Annotated in this window: 13 protein-coding genes and 3 pseudogenes; 5 read left to right on the plus strand and 11 right to left on the minus strand. The window is 69.8% G+C overall.

Going from position 1 to position 13,436, the window contains the following annotated elements; all coding sequences use genetic code 11:
• Positions 1 to 45: 45 nt before the first annotated feature.
• Complete coding sequence (locus OG293_RS36115; RefSeq protein WP_406002964.1) at positions 46 to 321, minus strand: helix-turn-helix domain-containing protein; 276 nt, start codon at positions 319 to 321, stop codon at positions 46 to 48.
• 62 nt (positions 322 to 383) lie between these two features.
• Here OG293_RS36115 and map point away from each other — a divergent pair, with 62 nt between their 5' ends.
• Both map and OG293_RS36125 read left to right on the plus strand, forming a co-directional pair.
• Positions 384 to 1,148: a type I methionyl aminopeptidase gene (gene map, locus OG293_RS36120; protein ID WP_406002965.1), complete on the plus strand. Its 765-nt coding sequence runs from the start codon at positions 384 to 386 to the stop codon at positions 1,146 to 1,148.
• A 141-nt stretch (positions 1,149 to 1,289) separates the two neighbouring features.
• Positions 1,290 to 1,412, plus strand: coding sequence for a hypothetical protein (locus OG293_RS36125; protein ID WP_406002966.1), 123 nt, complete (start codon positions 1,290 to 1,292; stop codon positions 1,410 to 1,412).
• Here OG293_RS36125 and OG293_RS36130 read toward each other — a convergent pair.
• Positions 1,402 to 2,394, minus strand: a complete 993-nt coding sequence (locus OG293_RS36130) for an aldo/keto reductase (RefSeq protein ID WP_406002967.1) — start codon at positions 2,392 to 2,394, stop codon at positions 1,402 to 1,404. The genes OG293_RS36125 and OG293_RS36130 overlap by 11 nt on opposite strands.
• 118 nt (positions 2,395 to 2,512) lie before the next feature.
• Here OG293_RS36130 and OG293_RS36135 point away from each other — a divergent pair, with 118 nt between their 5' ends.
• Together OG293_RS36135 and OG293_RS36140 are read left to right on the plus strand one after the other, a co-directional pair.
• Complete coding sequence (locus OG293_RS36135; RefSeq protein WP_406002968.1) at positions 2,513 to 3,553, plus strand: LysR family transcriptional regulator; 1,041 nt, start codon at positions 2,513 to 2,515, stop codon at positions 3,551 to 3,553.
• Positions 3,448 to 3,871: pseudogene (locus OG293_RS36140) on the plus strand (DinB family protein); the annotation flags it as partial. The gene OG293_RS36135 and the pseudogene OG293_RS36140, both read left to right, overlap by 106 nt.
• A 112-nt stretch (positions 3,872 to 3,983) precedes the next feature.
• On the opposite strand, the gene OG293_RS36145 reads toward OG293_RS36140, so the two are convergent.
• On the minus strand, positions 3,984 to 4,178 hold the full coding sequence (locus OG293_RS36145; protein WP_406002969.1) for a hypothetical protein: 195 nt from the start codon (positions 4,176 to 4,178) through the stop codon (positions 3,984 to 3,986).
• 675 nt (positions 4,179 to 4,853) lie between these two features.
• Here OG293_RS36145 and OG293_RS36150 point away from each other — a divergent pair.
• Positions 4,854 to 6,257, plus strand: coding sequence for an isopeptide-forming domain-containing fimbrial protein (locus OG293_RS36150; protein ID WP_406002970.1), 1,404 nt, complete (start codon positions 4,854 to 4,856; stop codon positions 6,255 to 6,257).
• A 273-nt stretch (positions 6,258 to 6,530) separates the two neighbouring features.
• Here the strand turns inward: OG293_RS36150 and OG293_RS36155 are convergent.
• The 8 genes and pseudogenes from OG293_RS36155 to OG293_RS36190 form a co-directional block, all read right to left on the minus strand.
• A pseudogene (locus OG293_RS36155) lies at positions 6,531 to 6,912 on the minus strand (ABC transporter permease); the annotation flags it as partial.
• Between the two features lie 108 nt (positions 6,913 to 7,020).
• Complete coding sequence (locus OG293_RS36160; RefSeq protein ID WP_406002971.1) at positions 7,021 to 8,391, minus strand: cytochrome; 1,371 nt, start codon at positions 8,389 to 8,391, stop codon at positions 7,021 to 7,023.
• A 160-nt stretch (positions 8,392 to 8,551) separates the two neighbouring features.
• Positions 8,552 to 9,976 carry a uracil-xanthine permease family protein gene (locus OG293_RS36165; protein WP_406002972.1) on the minus strand — a complete coding sequence of 475 codons (1,425 nt, stop codon included), beginning with the start codon at positions 9,974 to 9,976 and terminating at the stop codon, positions 8,552 to 8,554.
• Between the two features lie 410 nt (positions 9,977 to 10,386).
• A pseudogene (locus OG293_RS36170) lies at positions 10,387 to 10,476 on the minus strand (XRE family transcriptional regulator); the annotation flags it as partial.
• Between the two features lie 188 nt (positions 10,477 to 10,664).
• Positions 10,665 to 11,246, minus strand: a complete 582-nt coding sequence (locus tag OG293_RS36175; protein WP_406002973.1) for a Uma2 family endonuclease — start codon at positions 11,244 to 11,246, stop codon at positions 10,665 to 10,667.
• A 29-nt stretch (positions 11,247 to 11,275) separates the two neighbouring features.
• Positions 11,276 to 11,572, minus strand: a complete 297-nt coding sequence (locus tag OG293_RS36180; protein ID WP_406002974.1) for a hypothetical protein — start codon at positions 11,570 to 11,572, stop codon at positions 11,276 to 11,278.
• Between the two features lie 234 nt (positions 11,573 to 11,806).
• The gene (locus OG293_RS36185) at positions 11,807 to 12,262 is read right to left on the minus strand and encodes a hypothetical protein (protein ID WP_406002975.1); all 456 of its coding nucleotides are present in this window, start codon (positions 12,260 to 12,262) and stop codon (positions 11,807 to 11,809) included.
• A 161-nt stretch (positions 12,263 to 12,423) separates the two neighbouring features.
• Positions 12,424 to 13,356: an aminoglycoside phosphotransferase family protein gene (locus tag OG293_RS36190; protein ID WP_406002976.1), complete on the minus strand. Its 933-nt coding sequence runs from the start codon at positions 13,354 to 13,356 to the stop codon at positions 12,424 to 12,426.
• Positions 13,357 to 13,436 lie beyond the last annotated feature (80 nt).

Genomic DNA, 13,436 nt, shown 5'->3' on the forward strand with positions numbered 1-13,436 from the left:
GTGCTACGTCAGGGACGCTCTCCCCCGTCACTCGGCCGTGTCTGGTCACGCCGACACGGCCTGCTCGCCGCCTTCGGCCTCTTCCGCGCAGGCGGCGGCCAGGTCGTCGAGTGACAGGTGCAGGGCGTGGGCCAAGGCTGCCACGGTGAAGAAGGCCGGGGTCGGGGCTCGGCCGGTCTCGATCTTGCGGAGGGTTTCAGCGGACACCCCGGCGGCTGCTGCCACGTCGACCATGCTGCGGTCACCGCGGGCCCGGCGAAGCAGGATCCCGAAGCGCTCTCCGCGTTGCCGCTCTTGCGGACTCAAAGGAACTCTCACCATGCCCGTGATACTAATACCGGTATAAGTATTGGGCAGCGTCGCATCGCAGGGAGTCACGGCACATGGTGGAGATCAAGACCGACACGGCACTGGAGACGATGCGGGAAGCAGGACGCGTCGTGGCCCACGCACTTGCGGCTGCCCGTGCAGCGGCAGCCGTGGGAGTTCGCCTGCGCGAGCTCGACGAAGCTGCCCGCACCGTTCTCACCAAGGCCGGAGCACGCTCTCCGTTCCTGGGCTACCAGCCTTCCTTCGCCCCCATCCCCTTCCCCGCCGTGATCTGCGCGTCCGTCAACGACGCCGTCGCGCACGGCATCCCCGACGACTACCGCCTGCGCGCCGGCGACCTGGTCAGCATCGACTGCGGAGCCGAACTCGACGGCTGGACCGGCGACGCCGCGATCAGCTTCACCGTCGGCACCCCTCGTCCCGCCGACCTCGAACTCATCGCCGCCACCCAGCAGGCCCTGGACGCCGGCATCGCCGCCACCACCGGCCATCGCATCGGCGACATCTCCCACGCCATCAGCACGGTCGCCCGCAAGGCCGACTGCGGCATGCCGGCCGACTTCGGCGGCCACGGCATCGGCCGCCAGATGCACGAAGACCCCCACGTCCCCAACCACGGACGACCCGGCCGCGGCTTCCCCCTGCGCCACGGCCTCGCCCTCGCCCTCGAACCCATGCTCATGGCCGGAGGACGCAACGAATACCGCACCGACCCCGACGGCTGGACCCTGCGCACGATCGACGGCAGCCGAGCCGCCCACATCGAACACACCATCGCCATCACCGAGGACGGCCCCCGCATCCTCACCCTGCCCTGACCTCGAACCCGCTCACACCCAACAGCCAGACACATCGGCCACTCTCGGAAAGCACCGACCAGCGATCACGGCTCCTACCGGCGCCGAGCCCAGCGCGCAACTATCGTGCTGCCGGCTGCCCGTTGGTGCTCCCATGCCCGGATGTCCGCGCAGACGCTGCTGCAGGTGGACACGGTGCGCACCTGGCGGGGCAGGTTCGCCACCGGCGGCCTGCCCGACCCTCGCCGACCGTTCTCGGAAGGGAACACGCTGCTCAATGCCTGACGACCGCGTCGATCCGGGCCAGTTCCTCGGGGTCGAAGTCCAGGTTGCGGGTGGCCGCGACGCTGTCCTCCAGTTGCTTCGGGCTGCTCGCGCCGACCAGAGCCGACGTCACCCGGCCGGAGCGCAGGACCCAGGCCAGGGCCAGCTGGGCGAGGGTCTGGCCGCGGGACTGGGCGATGGCGTCGAGGGCGCGCAGTCTGGCGACGAGTTCGCCGGTGACGGCGTCGGAGCCGAGGAACGGGCTGTCGCCCGCCGCCCGTGAGTCCTCCGGGATGCCGTCCAGGTAGCGGGCGGTGAGCAGGCCCTGTTCCAGCGGCGAGTAGGCGATGGAGCCGACCTGGAGTTCGTCGAGCGCGTCGAGCAGGCCCTCGTCCTCGGGGCGGCGGTCGAGCATCGAGTAGCGGGGCTGGTGGATGAGGAGCGGAGTACCCAGCTCGCCGAGGATGCGGGCGGCGTCGCGGGTCTGCTGCGCCGAGTAGTTGGAGACGCCGACGTAGAGCGCCTTGCCCTGCTGGACCGCGGAGTGCAGGGCGCCCATCGTCTCCTCCAGGGGAGTCTCCGGGGAGGGGCGGTGGGAGTAGAAGACGTCGACGTACTCCAGGCCCATGCGCTTCAGGCTCTGGTCGAGCGACGACAGCAGGTGCTTCCGGGAGCCCCACTCGCCGTACGGACCGGGCCACATCAGATACCCGGCCTTGGTGGAGATCACCAATTCGTCGCGGTACGGCGCGAAATCCGCCCGCAGCGCCTCGCCGAGCGCGGACTCGGCGGCGCCGGGCGGCGGGCCGTAGTTGTTGGCCAGGTCGAAGTGGGTGACCCCGAGGTCGAAGGCGCGGCGCAGGATGGCGCGCTGGGTCCCGGCCGGCCGGTCGGGACCGAAGTTGTGCCACAGGCCGAGCGACAGCGCGGGGAGCTTCAATCCGCTGCTGCCGGCCCGGCGGTAGGGCATGTCGGCGTAGCGGTCGGGGTGTGCGGTGTACAACGCGACTCCTGGGGGTTGGCACACGGGGTGTCGGATCTGCCGCTCCTACTTTTCCCGGGCCCGGTGCAGTGGTCCAACAGGAGAATCGGATGGGATTCAGCGCTTATGCTTCTCAATCATGGAACTGCGCCACCTCCAGCACTTCGTCGCGGTCGCCGAGGACCAGCACTTCACCCGGGCCGCCGAGCGGCTGATGGTGTCCCAGTCCGGCTTGTCGGCGTCGATCCGCGCCCTTGAGCGGGAACTGCGCGCGCCGCTGTTCGTGCGCACCACCCGGCGGGTGACGCTGACCGAGGCGGGGCGGGCGCTGCTCGCCGCGGCGGAGCGGATCCTCGCTCAGGTCAGGGCGGCGCACGAGGCGGTGGCCGAGGTGCAGGGCGTGCTGCGCGGGACGCTGGCGGTGGGCACCGAGCAGTGCGTCGCCGGAGTGCATGTGGCCGGGCTGCTGGCCGCGTTCCGGCGAGGGCACCCGGACGTGGAGATACGGCTGCGACAGGCCGGTTCGGCCGCGCTGGCCGAGGAGGTCGCGGCCGGGCGGCTGGCCCTGGCGTTCGCCTACCGGACCCAGGACGACCCGGACCCGCTGCGCTCGGCGCCGCTGACCAGCGAGCCGATGACCGTACTGTGCCATCCGCGGCACCCCCTTGCCGCGCCGGGGGCCGCGTTCGCGCTGGCCGACCTGGCAGGCGAGGTCTTCGTCGACTTCCACCCCGACTGGGGCACGCGCCGCAGCACCGACGCCGCCTTCGCCGCGGCCGGGGTGCGCCGCACGGTCGCGCTGGAGGTGAACGACGTGCACAGCCTGCTGGACCTGGTCGAGGAGAACCTCGGGATCGCCGTCGTACCCCAGCACTTCCGGCACAAGCGGCCCAACCTGGCGGCCCTGCCGCTGAGCGGCACAGACGAGGCGGTGTACGAGACGGTCGTGCTGCTGCCACCGGAGACCGCCGTCAGTCCGGCGGCCCGCGCGCTGATCACGCTGCTCGGCGCCCAGGACCGCGCGATGGTGGACGTAGGCACGCACGGGACATCCTCATCGACGGTTTCGGCCGTATCCGCGAAGAACCCCAGGCCGCGCTCGACGGCCTCGGACCGGCCGAGCTGCACGCCCGCCCGGCTCCCGGGGCCAACTCCATCGCCTGGCTCGTCTGGCTTCTGACCCGGGTCCAGGACGACCATGTCTCGGGCGCCTTCGACCTTGGCCAGGTGTGGCGGGCCCAGGGCTGGGGGAGCGCTTCGGGCTCGGCCTGCCGCAACGGGACATCGGGTACGGCCACCGGCCCGAGCAGGTCGCCAAGGTGCGGGTCGGCTCGGCGGTCCTGCTGAGCGGCTACCACGACGCCGTGCACGAACAGACACCCTCGGGGTGCTGCGCGAGCTGCCCGCGAAGGACCTGGAGCGGATGGTGGACGAGCGCCGGGACCCGCCGGTCAGCCTGGGCGTGCGGCTGGTCAGCGTCCTGTCCGACGATCTCCAGCGCCGAACCAGGTGGCGGTCGGGCAGGAGGTCACGCTCGGCGAGGTGGGCGTGGATCGGGGCGACCAGGCGTACGTCCTGGACGGTGGAGTCGGTCGTAGCGACGTGCGTGATCAGGTTCGGGCTGTCCGGCTCGCGGGTTTCGGTGAGGTGGAGACCTTGTAGCCGTCCCAGAAGACGCCGCGCTTCACGCTGCCCCGCGCGTCGGTGTCGTAGGGCGTAACCAGCCGCTCCGCGCCAGGCGGCCGGTCCTTGAGGTCCCGGCGACGGACCTGCCCGTCGTCGACGAGGTACTGCTGGACCCACATCTGCCGCAACGTCTGGACCCGGTCAAGCAGCCGCAGGGACGGAGGAGCGTCCTGCGCGTCTGGGCCCGGTCAAGCAGCCGCAGGGACGCAGGAGCGTCCTGTCCGTGAAGGGCCGCCAGCAGCCTCAGCCCGTCGGCGCTGATCTGCTCGATCAGCTCGGTCTGCTTCGCCTTCCCCTTGGGCAGGCGGGTGCCTTCGAACCGGTTCGCGTACCGGTCGAACCAGTCGGACGGAACCCAGTCGGCCAGCCACTCCGGCTCGCGGACGGCCACGCTGTTCAACGCAGCCAGCAGGGTCTCACCGAGCCGCACCAGGCCGTTGATCTGCCGCGAGGCGGACAGGCGTCAACTTCGCCGGTGGCCGATTCACTCTGAGCAGGGATAACCGCAAAGGTTCAACGGGGACTTTCGGCCATGACGGGGTGGGCGGGAGCGAGTTGGGAGGCATGTGTGGTGGCTGCGGTTGCCGTGGTCTCATGTATGACGGCGTGGGGGGAGTGGTTCCGGGGGCGGATTCCGCAAACGTGCCTCGCGGGATTGGCCAAAGCCCTTCACTCATCACTTTACGTGTTCGCTCGGATGCGATGCGCTACGGGATGTTTCGGCTCCGCCACGGCGCGCAGTGTGCGGCCGCCGGCCGGCGGCGCATTCCAGAAGCGTCTCGAGGGGAAGAACCATGACCACACCTCCCGCTGCTCCGCTCCGCGTCGCCCTGGCCAACGGCAGTTTCGAACAGCCCGCCGTGACCAGTGTGGAAATCCTGCCGGACGCCTCACAGACGCAGGCGGCCAAACGGGTCCCCGGCTGGCTCACCACCGCCTCCGACCACAAGATCGAGCTGTGGCATTCGGGCTTCAACGGTGTACCGGCTGCCGACGGCGCCCAGTTCGCCGAGCTCAACGCCTACGAGGTCTCCACGCTCTACCAGGACCTGCCGACCACGCCCGGTACGAAGCTGTACTGGCGGCTGTACCACCGCGGCCGCCAGGGGGACGACACCATGGCGCTGGACATCGGCGCGCCGGGCGCCACTGTGGAGCAGAGGCGCTTCACCGACGGCACCACCGCCTGGGGCTACTACACCGGCACCTACACCGTCCCGGCAGGCCAGACGCTGACGCGCTTCGCCTTCCGTTCCATCTCAGCCGCCGGAGGCAACCCCAGCGTCGGCAACTTCCTGGACGGCATCTTCTTCGGCACCGCCCCCTACGTGGAACTCGCCAAGACCGCCATTCCCGCGGGGTCGCTGGAGGTGGGCGACGTCGTCACCTACCGCATCACCGCGAAGAACGAAGGCGGCGGCGGGGCAGGGAACCTCATCGTGACCGACGTCATCCCGCAGGGCACGACGTACCTGCCCGGCTCCCTGCGCATCGTCGACGGCCCGAACGCCGGAGCGAAGAGCGACGCGCAAGGTGACGACCAGGCGTACTACGACGCCGCGGCGAACAAGGTTGTCTTCCATCTCGGCAACGGCGCTTCCGCTGTGGAAGGGGGCAGCCTGCCCAGCACCGAGACCCTGCCGGCAGGTACCACGGTGGAGTACCGGGCCGTCATCGACCGGGCCAGCGCCGGCAAGCAGATCAGCAACACCGCAACCGCCTCCTACGACAACCGGCTCGGCGACACGCCGGAGCCCTTGACATCCACCTCCAACGAACAGGTCACACAGGTCAAGCCGGCCGCCGACCTGACCGTGACGAAGGCAGCCGACGCCACCACCGTCACCGTCGGCCAGACCGTGACCTACCGCATCACCGTCCACAACACCGGCCCGAACGACGCCACCGGAGTCATCGTCACCGACCAGCTCCCCGAGGGCCTCACCTTCCTGTCCGCCGACGGCACAACCGGAAGCCACGACCCGGCCGCCGGGCAGTGGACCGTGGGCGACCTGGCCGACGGCTCGACCGCCACCCTCGTGCTGCGGGCCAAGGCCACCAAAGCCGGCCTGCTCAGCAACACCGCCACCGCCACCGGCAACGAAAAGGACCCCGACACCACCAACAACACCGATACCGTCAGCGTCTGCGTCGAACCGGCCCCCTCCTGCTGCGACCCCTGCGCCAGCCAGGAATAGCCCCCGGCCAATCGCCGCGAGGACTACTGCCAACAACTACTCCCGGCCCACCCCTGCGGAGGTACACGGCCGGGAGTAGGGCCCCGGGGCCCTACTCCTCCGCCGACAAAACCGTCATCCGCACGCTCAGGGTTTTCCGACCGGCTCATCCTGCTGCGGCGAGTCCGTGAACCCGTCCCAGCCCGCGTGGCACCCCCTCGGACCGCCAAGGAGAACACAGCGGCCGGATTCGCCAACCGGTGGCTGTCGCGGCCCGCCGCCCGGGGCGCCGCGTCATGCCGAGGCCAGCGCCGTGGTCGGGACAGCCGGGAGGCGCGGACGGCCGGATGGACGCCGGCGACGACGCCGACGAGCACCGCGCCGCAGAGCCCACCGGTCACCGCGGGCAGCGGGATGACCGGCGACCAGTCCTTGTATGCCGCGTAGCCCATGGTGCCGAGAACGCCGATAGTGATTCCGGCGAGGCCCCCGAGGCCGGACAGCACGATCGATTCGGTGAGTAACTGGCCCCGGATCTGCCCCGGTTGGCGCCCAGCGCGCGGCGCAGTCCGATCTCGCGGCGGCGTTCCAGAACGGAGATCACCATGGCGTTGGCGACACCGATACCGCCGACCAGCGGCGTGACACCGGCCAGGCCGATGAACAGCCAGGATCCGCAGCTGCGCTCGCCGCGGGCGGACGGTGCGGGCTCGGCGAGGTCGCCGCGCAGCACCTGGCCCCAGCGCCGCTCGGGCTCGATGCCCCAGCGCTCACCGACCCGGCGTCACGCCTCGCGGTGGAGCTCCGTGAGGAAGCGCCACAACGACGAGCGGTGCCGCTGCCAGGCGGGCGAGAGACGCGCGACGTCCGAGCCACCGAAGGCATCGGTGACACGGACCTCGGCGACCGGGTCCCTGGCGAGCTCGAGGCGTGCCGGGAGCGCTTCGGGCCCTCGCATCAGAGGAGACGGCCGCCAGGTCAGCTGTCCGCCGGGGATGTCCAGTTCGATGCGGGAGAAGCGCTCGAAGAGGCGGGTGAGGGCGATCGTGGTGACCGTTGTGGCCAGATCGCGGCCGGGGCAATGATGCGGCCCGGCTCCCCAGGCCAGATGGGCACGGGAGCTGACCAGCGCCTCACCGGCCATCCCGCCGCCGAACACCGGATCGGAGTGAGCGGCGGCCACCGACACCATCACCGGGTCGCCCGCGGCGATCGCATAGGAGCCCAGCCGGGTGGTGGTCGCCGCGAACCGGAAGGGCAGATTGGCCAGGGGCGGATTGGCCATCGCCACCCGGTTGATGATCTCCCCCATCTGGTGGACGGACAAGCCGTCCCGTGCTCCGCCGCCGCCGGTGAGCACCTCGGCCACCGTGTTGGAGATGAGATGCGTCGTGCAATCCCCCACGACGGAGATCAGCATCATCAGCTCCTGGCAGAGTTCGTCGAAGGTGAGGCTGGGCTCTACGGCCAGCAAGTACGACGGGAAGTCCTCACCCGGCCTGGCCCGCTTCTCAGCGGCGTGCTTGCCGAGGGCCGCCAGAAGATTCTCGGCGGCGACGAAGGAGTCGGGCCCGGCGTCCAGCACACGCCAGGCGTCCATGAGCATGTCGTCGTCCTCCTCGTCGACGAGCCCCAGGAGCCGGCCCACGACCATCAGCGACAGGGGACGCGCGTACTGGCCGCACAGATCGGCCCACCCCTCGCGGCTGCGGCCGGGCGACAGGACGTCCAGAAGCCCGTCCGCATACCGGGTGACGGCCATCCTGAGCCTTATGGCCTGCGGTCTTGCGGGGGCCTCGAAGGCTTCCAGTGAGGGCCCCCATGCGCCGCGCAGCCGACGGTGCGCCGGGCCGTCCTGGTTGGCGACGTGGCCCACCGCGTGCACGGGAACCAGCGGCGAGTCCAGGGGAATCCGCCCCTCGGCGAACGCCTTCCAGTGCCTGATGTCCTTCCGCCAGAGCCCTTCGTTGCGGAGGACCTCGAGCGCCTCTCGGTATCCGAGAACCAGCCACACGGGAACGCCCAGGACATCGACGGGGGCGACAGCGCCGTGCGCGGCGCGCAGCCGTTCGAAGACGACCTGCGGGTGGCTCGCCAGCTCTGGCGTGATCAACGGTTCCAAGGGGAGTCCCTCAAGAGATGTGCGGTAGGCCATTTCTCCGCCTTCCGAGGAGGAGGCAGTGGGACAGCAGGCGAAGCGGGGGAACGGCCGCCGTGCGGAGGATCGCCGTTCTCGGTCCGCGCCGGTGCGAGTCCTGCGCCTGTCCTGGCCGCACGGTGCCGCGACGCACAGCCAGGACGGGGGCGGCGCAGAACTACGGGAGGGGCCCCTCCGGTATCCGGGCGTACACGGTCCTGTCCGGCCGGATCGGGTGCTCGCTCGTTCCGGCCGCCTCGTCTCCGGTCCCGCGGTCGTGTGTGTGGGTGGTGGCGTTGAGGGCGTGGTAACCGAGGAGGGTGACGAGGGTGCCGAGTGCGATGCCGCTGATGGTGAAGTCGTCGGAGATCGTCACGCTGACGCCGCCGATTCCGATGACGAGTCCGGCGGCGATCGGAACGAGGTTCTTGGGGTTGGCGAAGTCGACTCTGTTCTCGATCCAGATCTTCGCGCCGAGCAGGCCGATCATGCCGTAGAGAACCACGGTGATCCCGCCGAGGACGCCGCCCGGGGTCGCGGCGGTGAGCGCGCCGAACTTGGGGCACAGACCGAACAGCACGGCCACGGCGGCCGCGACGTAGTAGGCGGCTACGGAGTAGACGCGGGTGGCGGCCATGACGCCGATGTTCTCCGCGTAGGTGGTGGTCGGCGAGCCGCCGACCGAGCTGGCGATCACGGTGCCGACACCGTCGGCGGCGATCGCCCGGCCCAGCGAGCCGTCCAGGTCCTCGCCCGTCATCTCGGCGACGGCCTTGACGTGCCCGGCGTTCTCCGCGACCAGAGCGATCACGGCGGGAAGGGCAACGAGAATGGCCGAGGTCTTGAAGTCCGGGGCGTGCATGCCCGGCAGACCGAACCAGTCGGCCTGGGACACACCGTCGAGATTGACCCGGAAATGCGCGACTGCCGTGCCGTCCGTGCTGCCCGCGGGTACCGACACGATCTGGCCCAGACTCTTGTCCAGCACCCAGGACAGCACATAGCCGAAGACCAGGCCGAGGAAGACGGCGATACGCGCCCAGAACCCGCGCAGCAGCACCGTCATCGCGACCACCGCCGCCATCGTCGCCAGCGCCACCCACTGATCCTGCGGCCAGTACACCTGCGCCACCACCGGCGCGAGATTGAAGCCGATCAGCATCACGACCGCACCGGTCACCACCGGCGGAAGCACCCGGTTCACCACCCGCGCACCGACCAGGTGGATCAGCAGGCCGACCAGGGCGAGCACCGCACCGGCGACCAGAATCGCACCGGTCACCGTCGCACTGTCACCGCCCGAGGCACGAATGGTCGCCACCGCACCGACGAACGCCGCGCTGGTGCCCAGATAGCTGGGGACCTTGCCCTGCACGATCAGCAGGAAGACGATCGTCGCGAACCCCGACATCATGATCGCAAGGTTCGGATCCAGCCCCATGACCAGCGGGAACACAAACGTCGCACCGAACATGGCCACAACATGCTGGGCCCCCAGACCCACCGTGCGACCCCACGAAAGCCTTTGATCAGGCCGGACCACCTCTCCGGGAGGCGGCGTACTGCCGTCCCCGCGAAGTTTCCAACCCATGCCGAGTGCCATACGAGCCACCTTCCAGGCCCAGGGGCGACGCCCACGGGGACATTGCGGGCGATGTGCGGGATGCGTCGTCGCACCGCTGAGGATGGAGGAAGGGTACGGACGGTCCAGCAGCGCGGGCATGGGGGACAGTTGACAGAGACCCGCCGGACCGATTGTCGAAAGTCACCCGTGCAGCGCCGCCGGCAGCCTGCCGGGCGATACGCATACGCAGCGACTGTCTCCCGCCCAGGGCAGCGGGCCCTCCGATCGCGTCCCGGCTGCGCCGACGGGCCCGCGGTGTCTTCGGCTGCGGCGACTGGAGCGCGTGGACCACAACATTGGACAGCTCGCGACAACGCGACGGGCTCGACCCCCAGGTGCGGATGCTCGGCGCGGAGCGCAGTCACCTGGGCCGGGTCGAGCTGCGCGGCGAAAGAAGCCGAGGCCGTCCGCAGGACCTCGTTCGCCCGCTTGAGCTGGGCGTTCTCCTCGCGCAGGAACGCGAGTTCCGCCCACTCGTCGGTGGTGAGCCGGTCATCGCGCTCGCCGTCCCGATGCCGAGCAGGGAGTCCGGCTATGAGCGAGCAGACCGCGCGCGCTCGTTCCCGACGATCTGCGCAGTCTTGTGACCGAGGCGGGAGCAGACGCGTACGCCCTGGCCTGGACCGACGCCGTCACCGACCCGGTCTCCTTCGACTCCCTGCCCTGATCAGCGGACCAGACCGGGCAGGTCGAGGTCGATGCCGAAAGGGACCGCTGTCTTCATGCGCTCGCGGTTAATACCGGTGGCGACGTAGGCGCGGGTGGTGTCGTCCAGCTCGTACGTGTGGATGACGGGGTGGCCATTTTCCTCCTCGATACGCCAGTAGTGCGGGATACCCGCCTGCGCGTACTTGAACGGCTTCAGCGACCGGTCCCGGTCGGCGGACTCGTCCGAGACGACTTCGATGGCGAGGGCGACCTGGTCGGGGAAGTAGCGCGTACGGTCCGGGTCGTAGGGGACCGTGACAGCAAGGACATCCGGCTCGGGCCGGTTCTTCTCGTTCAGTTTGACCGTCATTTCCCGGTCGATCAAAAAGCCCTCGGGGGCCTGATCGTCCAGCGCGGTCGTGAGCCGGGTGACGACGCGGGCGTGCCAGGACCGCTGCGGTGACATCATGAAGATCAGCGCTCCATCGATCAGCTCGGTGTGTCGGGGGAGGCCGGGTGCGTTGTCGAGGTCATCGGCCTCCCACCCACTCGGCCGCGGCGGCAGCATCCACGGCGGGAGAGCGTCCCAAGCGGTCGTCATCGTGTCCTCCTTCGGGTGCCCCGGCCAGCTTATCCGTCAGCTCCGCGCGGTGGCGGTGAGGACCGCGACGAGGGCGGCGAAGGGGTCGGTTGTGACGGGCCACCGCCCGCGCCGAGCACCTGACAGCCCTCGCTGGCGATGCCGAATCCGCCTGGCAGCAGATCGAGGCGCACATCTCCACCAAGAAGACCACCGCCTACGACCAGGCCGTAACCCTCCTCGCGGACCTGCGCGACGCATACGCCCACACCGGACGAGACACCGACTTCCACCAGCGCCTGACCCGCGTGCGCGAGGACTACCAGCGCCGCCCCGGCCTCCTCCACCGCCTCGACCGCCGCGGCCTCCGGTAAGCCCGCCTTGTCCGGGGCATCGGGCGGGCCGGGCTGCTCTGTTGCGGCGATCCGCCGAGGGGCGGTACTACGCCCATTCGATGCCCAGCTCCCGCAGCGCGTGCCGCTGCTCCTGGGCTGGTTTGTCCCGCCTCGATCACGACGGAGGGCCGAGCACAGGTAGTCGTCGGCCTGTGTGCCGCGCCGTACGGTCAGGCAGAAATCGGGTTAGTAGTTGAAAGACACGATCGCGTCGCGCGAGCAGAAGTCTGGGAGGGCGTTGCGGTCGACGCACACGTGAATCGCGGCGCGTGCTGCGGTCGCTTCATGCCTCAGCCTGCGGGACAGGGGTCCGTTGGTGTGAGTGTGGGTTCGGGCGGACTCGCTGCTGCCCGCGCTTTCCCACTTGCCCTCTACGAGGAAGAAGAATTCCACCCTTACGAACGTAGGCATGCCATCGTTGCGCAGGTCACGCCAATTGGCGCCGACCGTCGCGTAGACACCCCCGTTGTTGGCGAAGTCTCCATCTGCGGAGCCGATGGCCGTGTGGCCGCTCTTGGCGTAGATAGGCCCCCAGTGCTTGCCGGCCGCATGGGCAGCAGGCGCTACGATCGTCGACGCGAGCAGTGACGCGGCGACCATCGCGGACGCCGTGAGAACGCCCCGGAAGTCAACTCGTGCCATGATCCCTCCCAGATCAGCAAGGCGCACCGTCTGAATGCGCGAGCGGAGCATGGCACGGATTCGGCTTGGTCGTGACGCGAATGAACTTGTTCAACCCGGTCGGACCATCGAGTCGATTGTGGCCGTACCGTTTCGGCACCGGCCCAAACAAGATCACGGTTCTAAGCGTGCTCCAGGAGCAACTCCGCCAGGCCGTCCGCGAATTCGGTGAGCCAGTCCAGCCGTGGTCCGCTGCGGGCCATCCGGAATCCGTGGCGGCGGCCCCAGAACGCGGCCTGGACTGCGTGGAACTGGGCCCAACGCCGGACGCGCGAGCGATCGACTTCCGCGGCCTCGGCAAAGACGTCCAGGATGCGGTCGACAGCCTTGTGCAGGTCGTCCGCTTCGAGGAGCGTGAGTGCTCGTGACTTGAGCAGTGTGCCGCCGTCGTACGCGGGGTCTCCCGCGTACCCCTTGGGGTCGGCGGCCAGCCATGGCTCACGGTCGGCGCGCAGGATGTTTCTGGCGTGGAGGTCGCCGTGGATGAGGATGTCCGGTTGGGCACGGCCCAGCTCGCGGACAGTCGCCACGGCGGCGTCCACCGCATGACGCGACAGTCTGTGCGTCAACTCCTCGGCATCCGTGCGTAGCTGCTCCTCCCAGGCATCGGCCTGGTCCCGAAGCCGGGGCAGGTCAGGCGGCGCGGGGATGGCCAGTCGGCGATTGAGGCGGCCCGCGATCGTCACAACCTCATCGCCGTCCTCGAGCTCCGCCAGTGTCGACGTCTGGACCCGCTCAAGCAGCATCGCGAAACGCTCGTCGTCGCGCTCGTGCAGCAGGACAGCTCCGCGCCCGCCCCAGGCGGCGAACGCGTCCGGCTCATGGATGTTGCCGGGATGCGGAAACGACACCTTCACCACAGCGGTCGCCTCGTCCCGCCGTCGTACCGGGACGATGACCCCGACGCCCCCATGCATGACCTCGCCGTCCGGCACACACCCCCAACGCCCCAGCAACTCCTTGACGATTCCGGGTAGTTCGGCGAGCCACGCCGCTCCGGACTCTCCTTCACGCTCGACAGTGCTCCGCGCGGACGTCTCTGGTACCTCGATCATTCGGGCACCCTACGCGCCAGCCCGGCGCCGCCACCAAACCCGATCACAGGACGGCCAAGACCGCCGGCAGGCAGACCTCC

This window comes from Streptomyces sp. NBC_00829, from assembly GCF_045161795.1.
Lineage (GTDB): Bacteria > Actinomycetota > Actinomycetes > Streptomycetales > Streptomycetaceae > Streptomyces.

Coding starts and splice junctions, on each gene's coding strand:
- OG293_RS36125 (WP_406002966.1), top strand. CDS start 1,290: ATGTCCGCGCAGACGCTGCTGCAGGTGGACACGGTGCGCACCTGGCGG.
- OG293_RS36145 (WP_406002969.1), bottom strand. CDS start 4,178: ATGTGGGTCCAGCAGTACCTCGTCGACGACGGGCAGGTCCGTCGCCGG.
- OG293_RS36115 (WP_406002964.1), bottom strand. CDS start 321: ATGGTGAGAGTTCCTTTGAGTCCGCAAGAGCGGCAACGCGGAGAGCGC.
- map (WP_406002965.1), top strand. CDS start 384: ATGGTGGAGATCAAGACCGACACGGCACTGGAGACGATGCGGGAAGCA.
- OG293_RS36160 (WP_406002971.1), bottom strand. CDS start 8,391: ATGGCCTACCGCACATCTCTTGAGGGACTCCCCTTGGAACCGTTGATC.
- OG293_RS36135 (WP_406002968.1), top strand. CDS start 2,513: ATGGAACTGCGCCACCTCCAGCACTTCGTCGCGGTCGCCGAGGACCAG.
- OG293_RS36165 (WP_406002972.1), bottom strand. CDS start 9,976: ATGGCACTCGGCATGGGTTGGAAACTTCGCGGGGACGGCAGTACGCCG.
- OG293_RS36175 (WP_406002973.1), bottom strand. CDS start 11,246: ATGACGACCGCTTGGGACGCTCTCCCGCCGTGGATGCTGCCGCCGCGG.
- OG293_RS36185 (WP_406002975.1), bottom strand. CDS start 12,262: ATGGCACGAGTTGACTTCCGGGGCGTTCTCACGGCGTCCGCGATGGTC.
- OG293_RS36190 (WP_406002976.1), bottom strand. CDS start 13,356: ATGATCGAGGTACCAGAGACGTCCGCGCGGAGCACTGTCGAGCGTGAA.
- OG293_RS36150 (WP_406002970.1), top strand. CDS start 4,854: ATGACCACACCTCCCGCTGCTCCGCTCCGCGTCGCCCTGGCCAACGGC.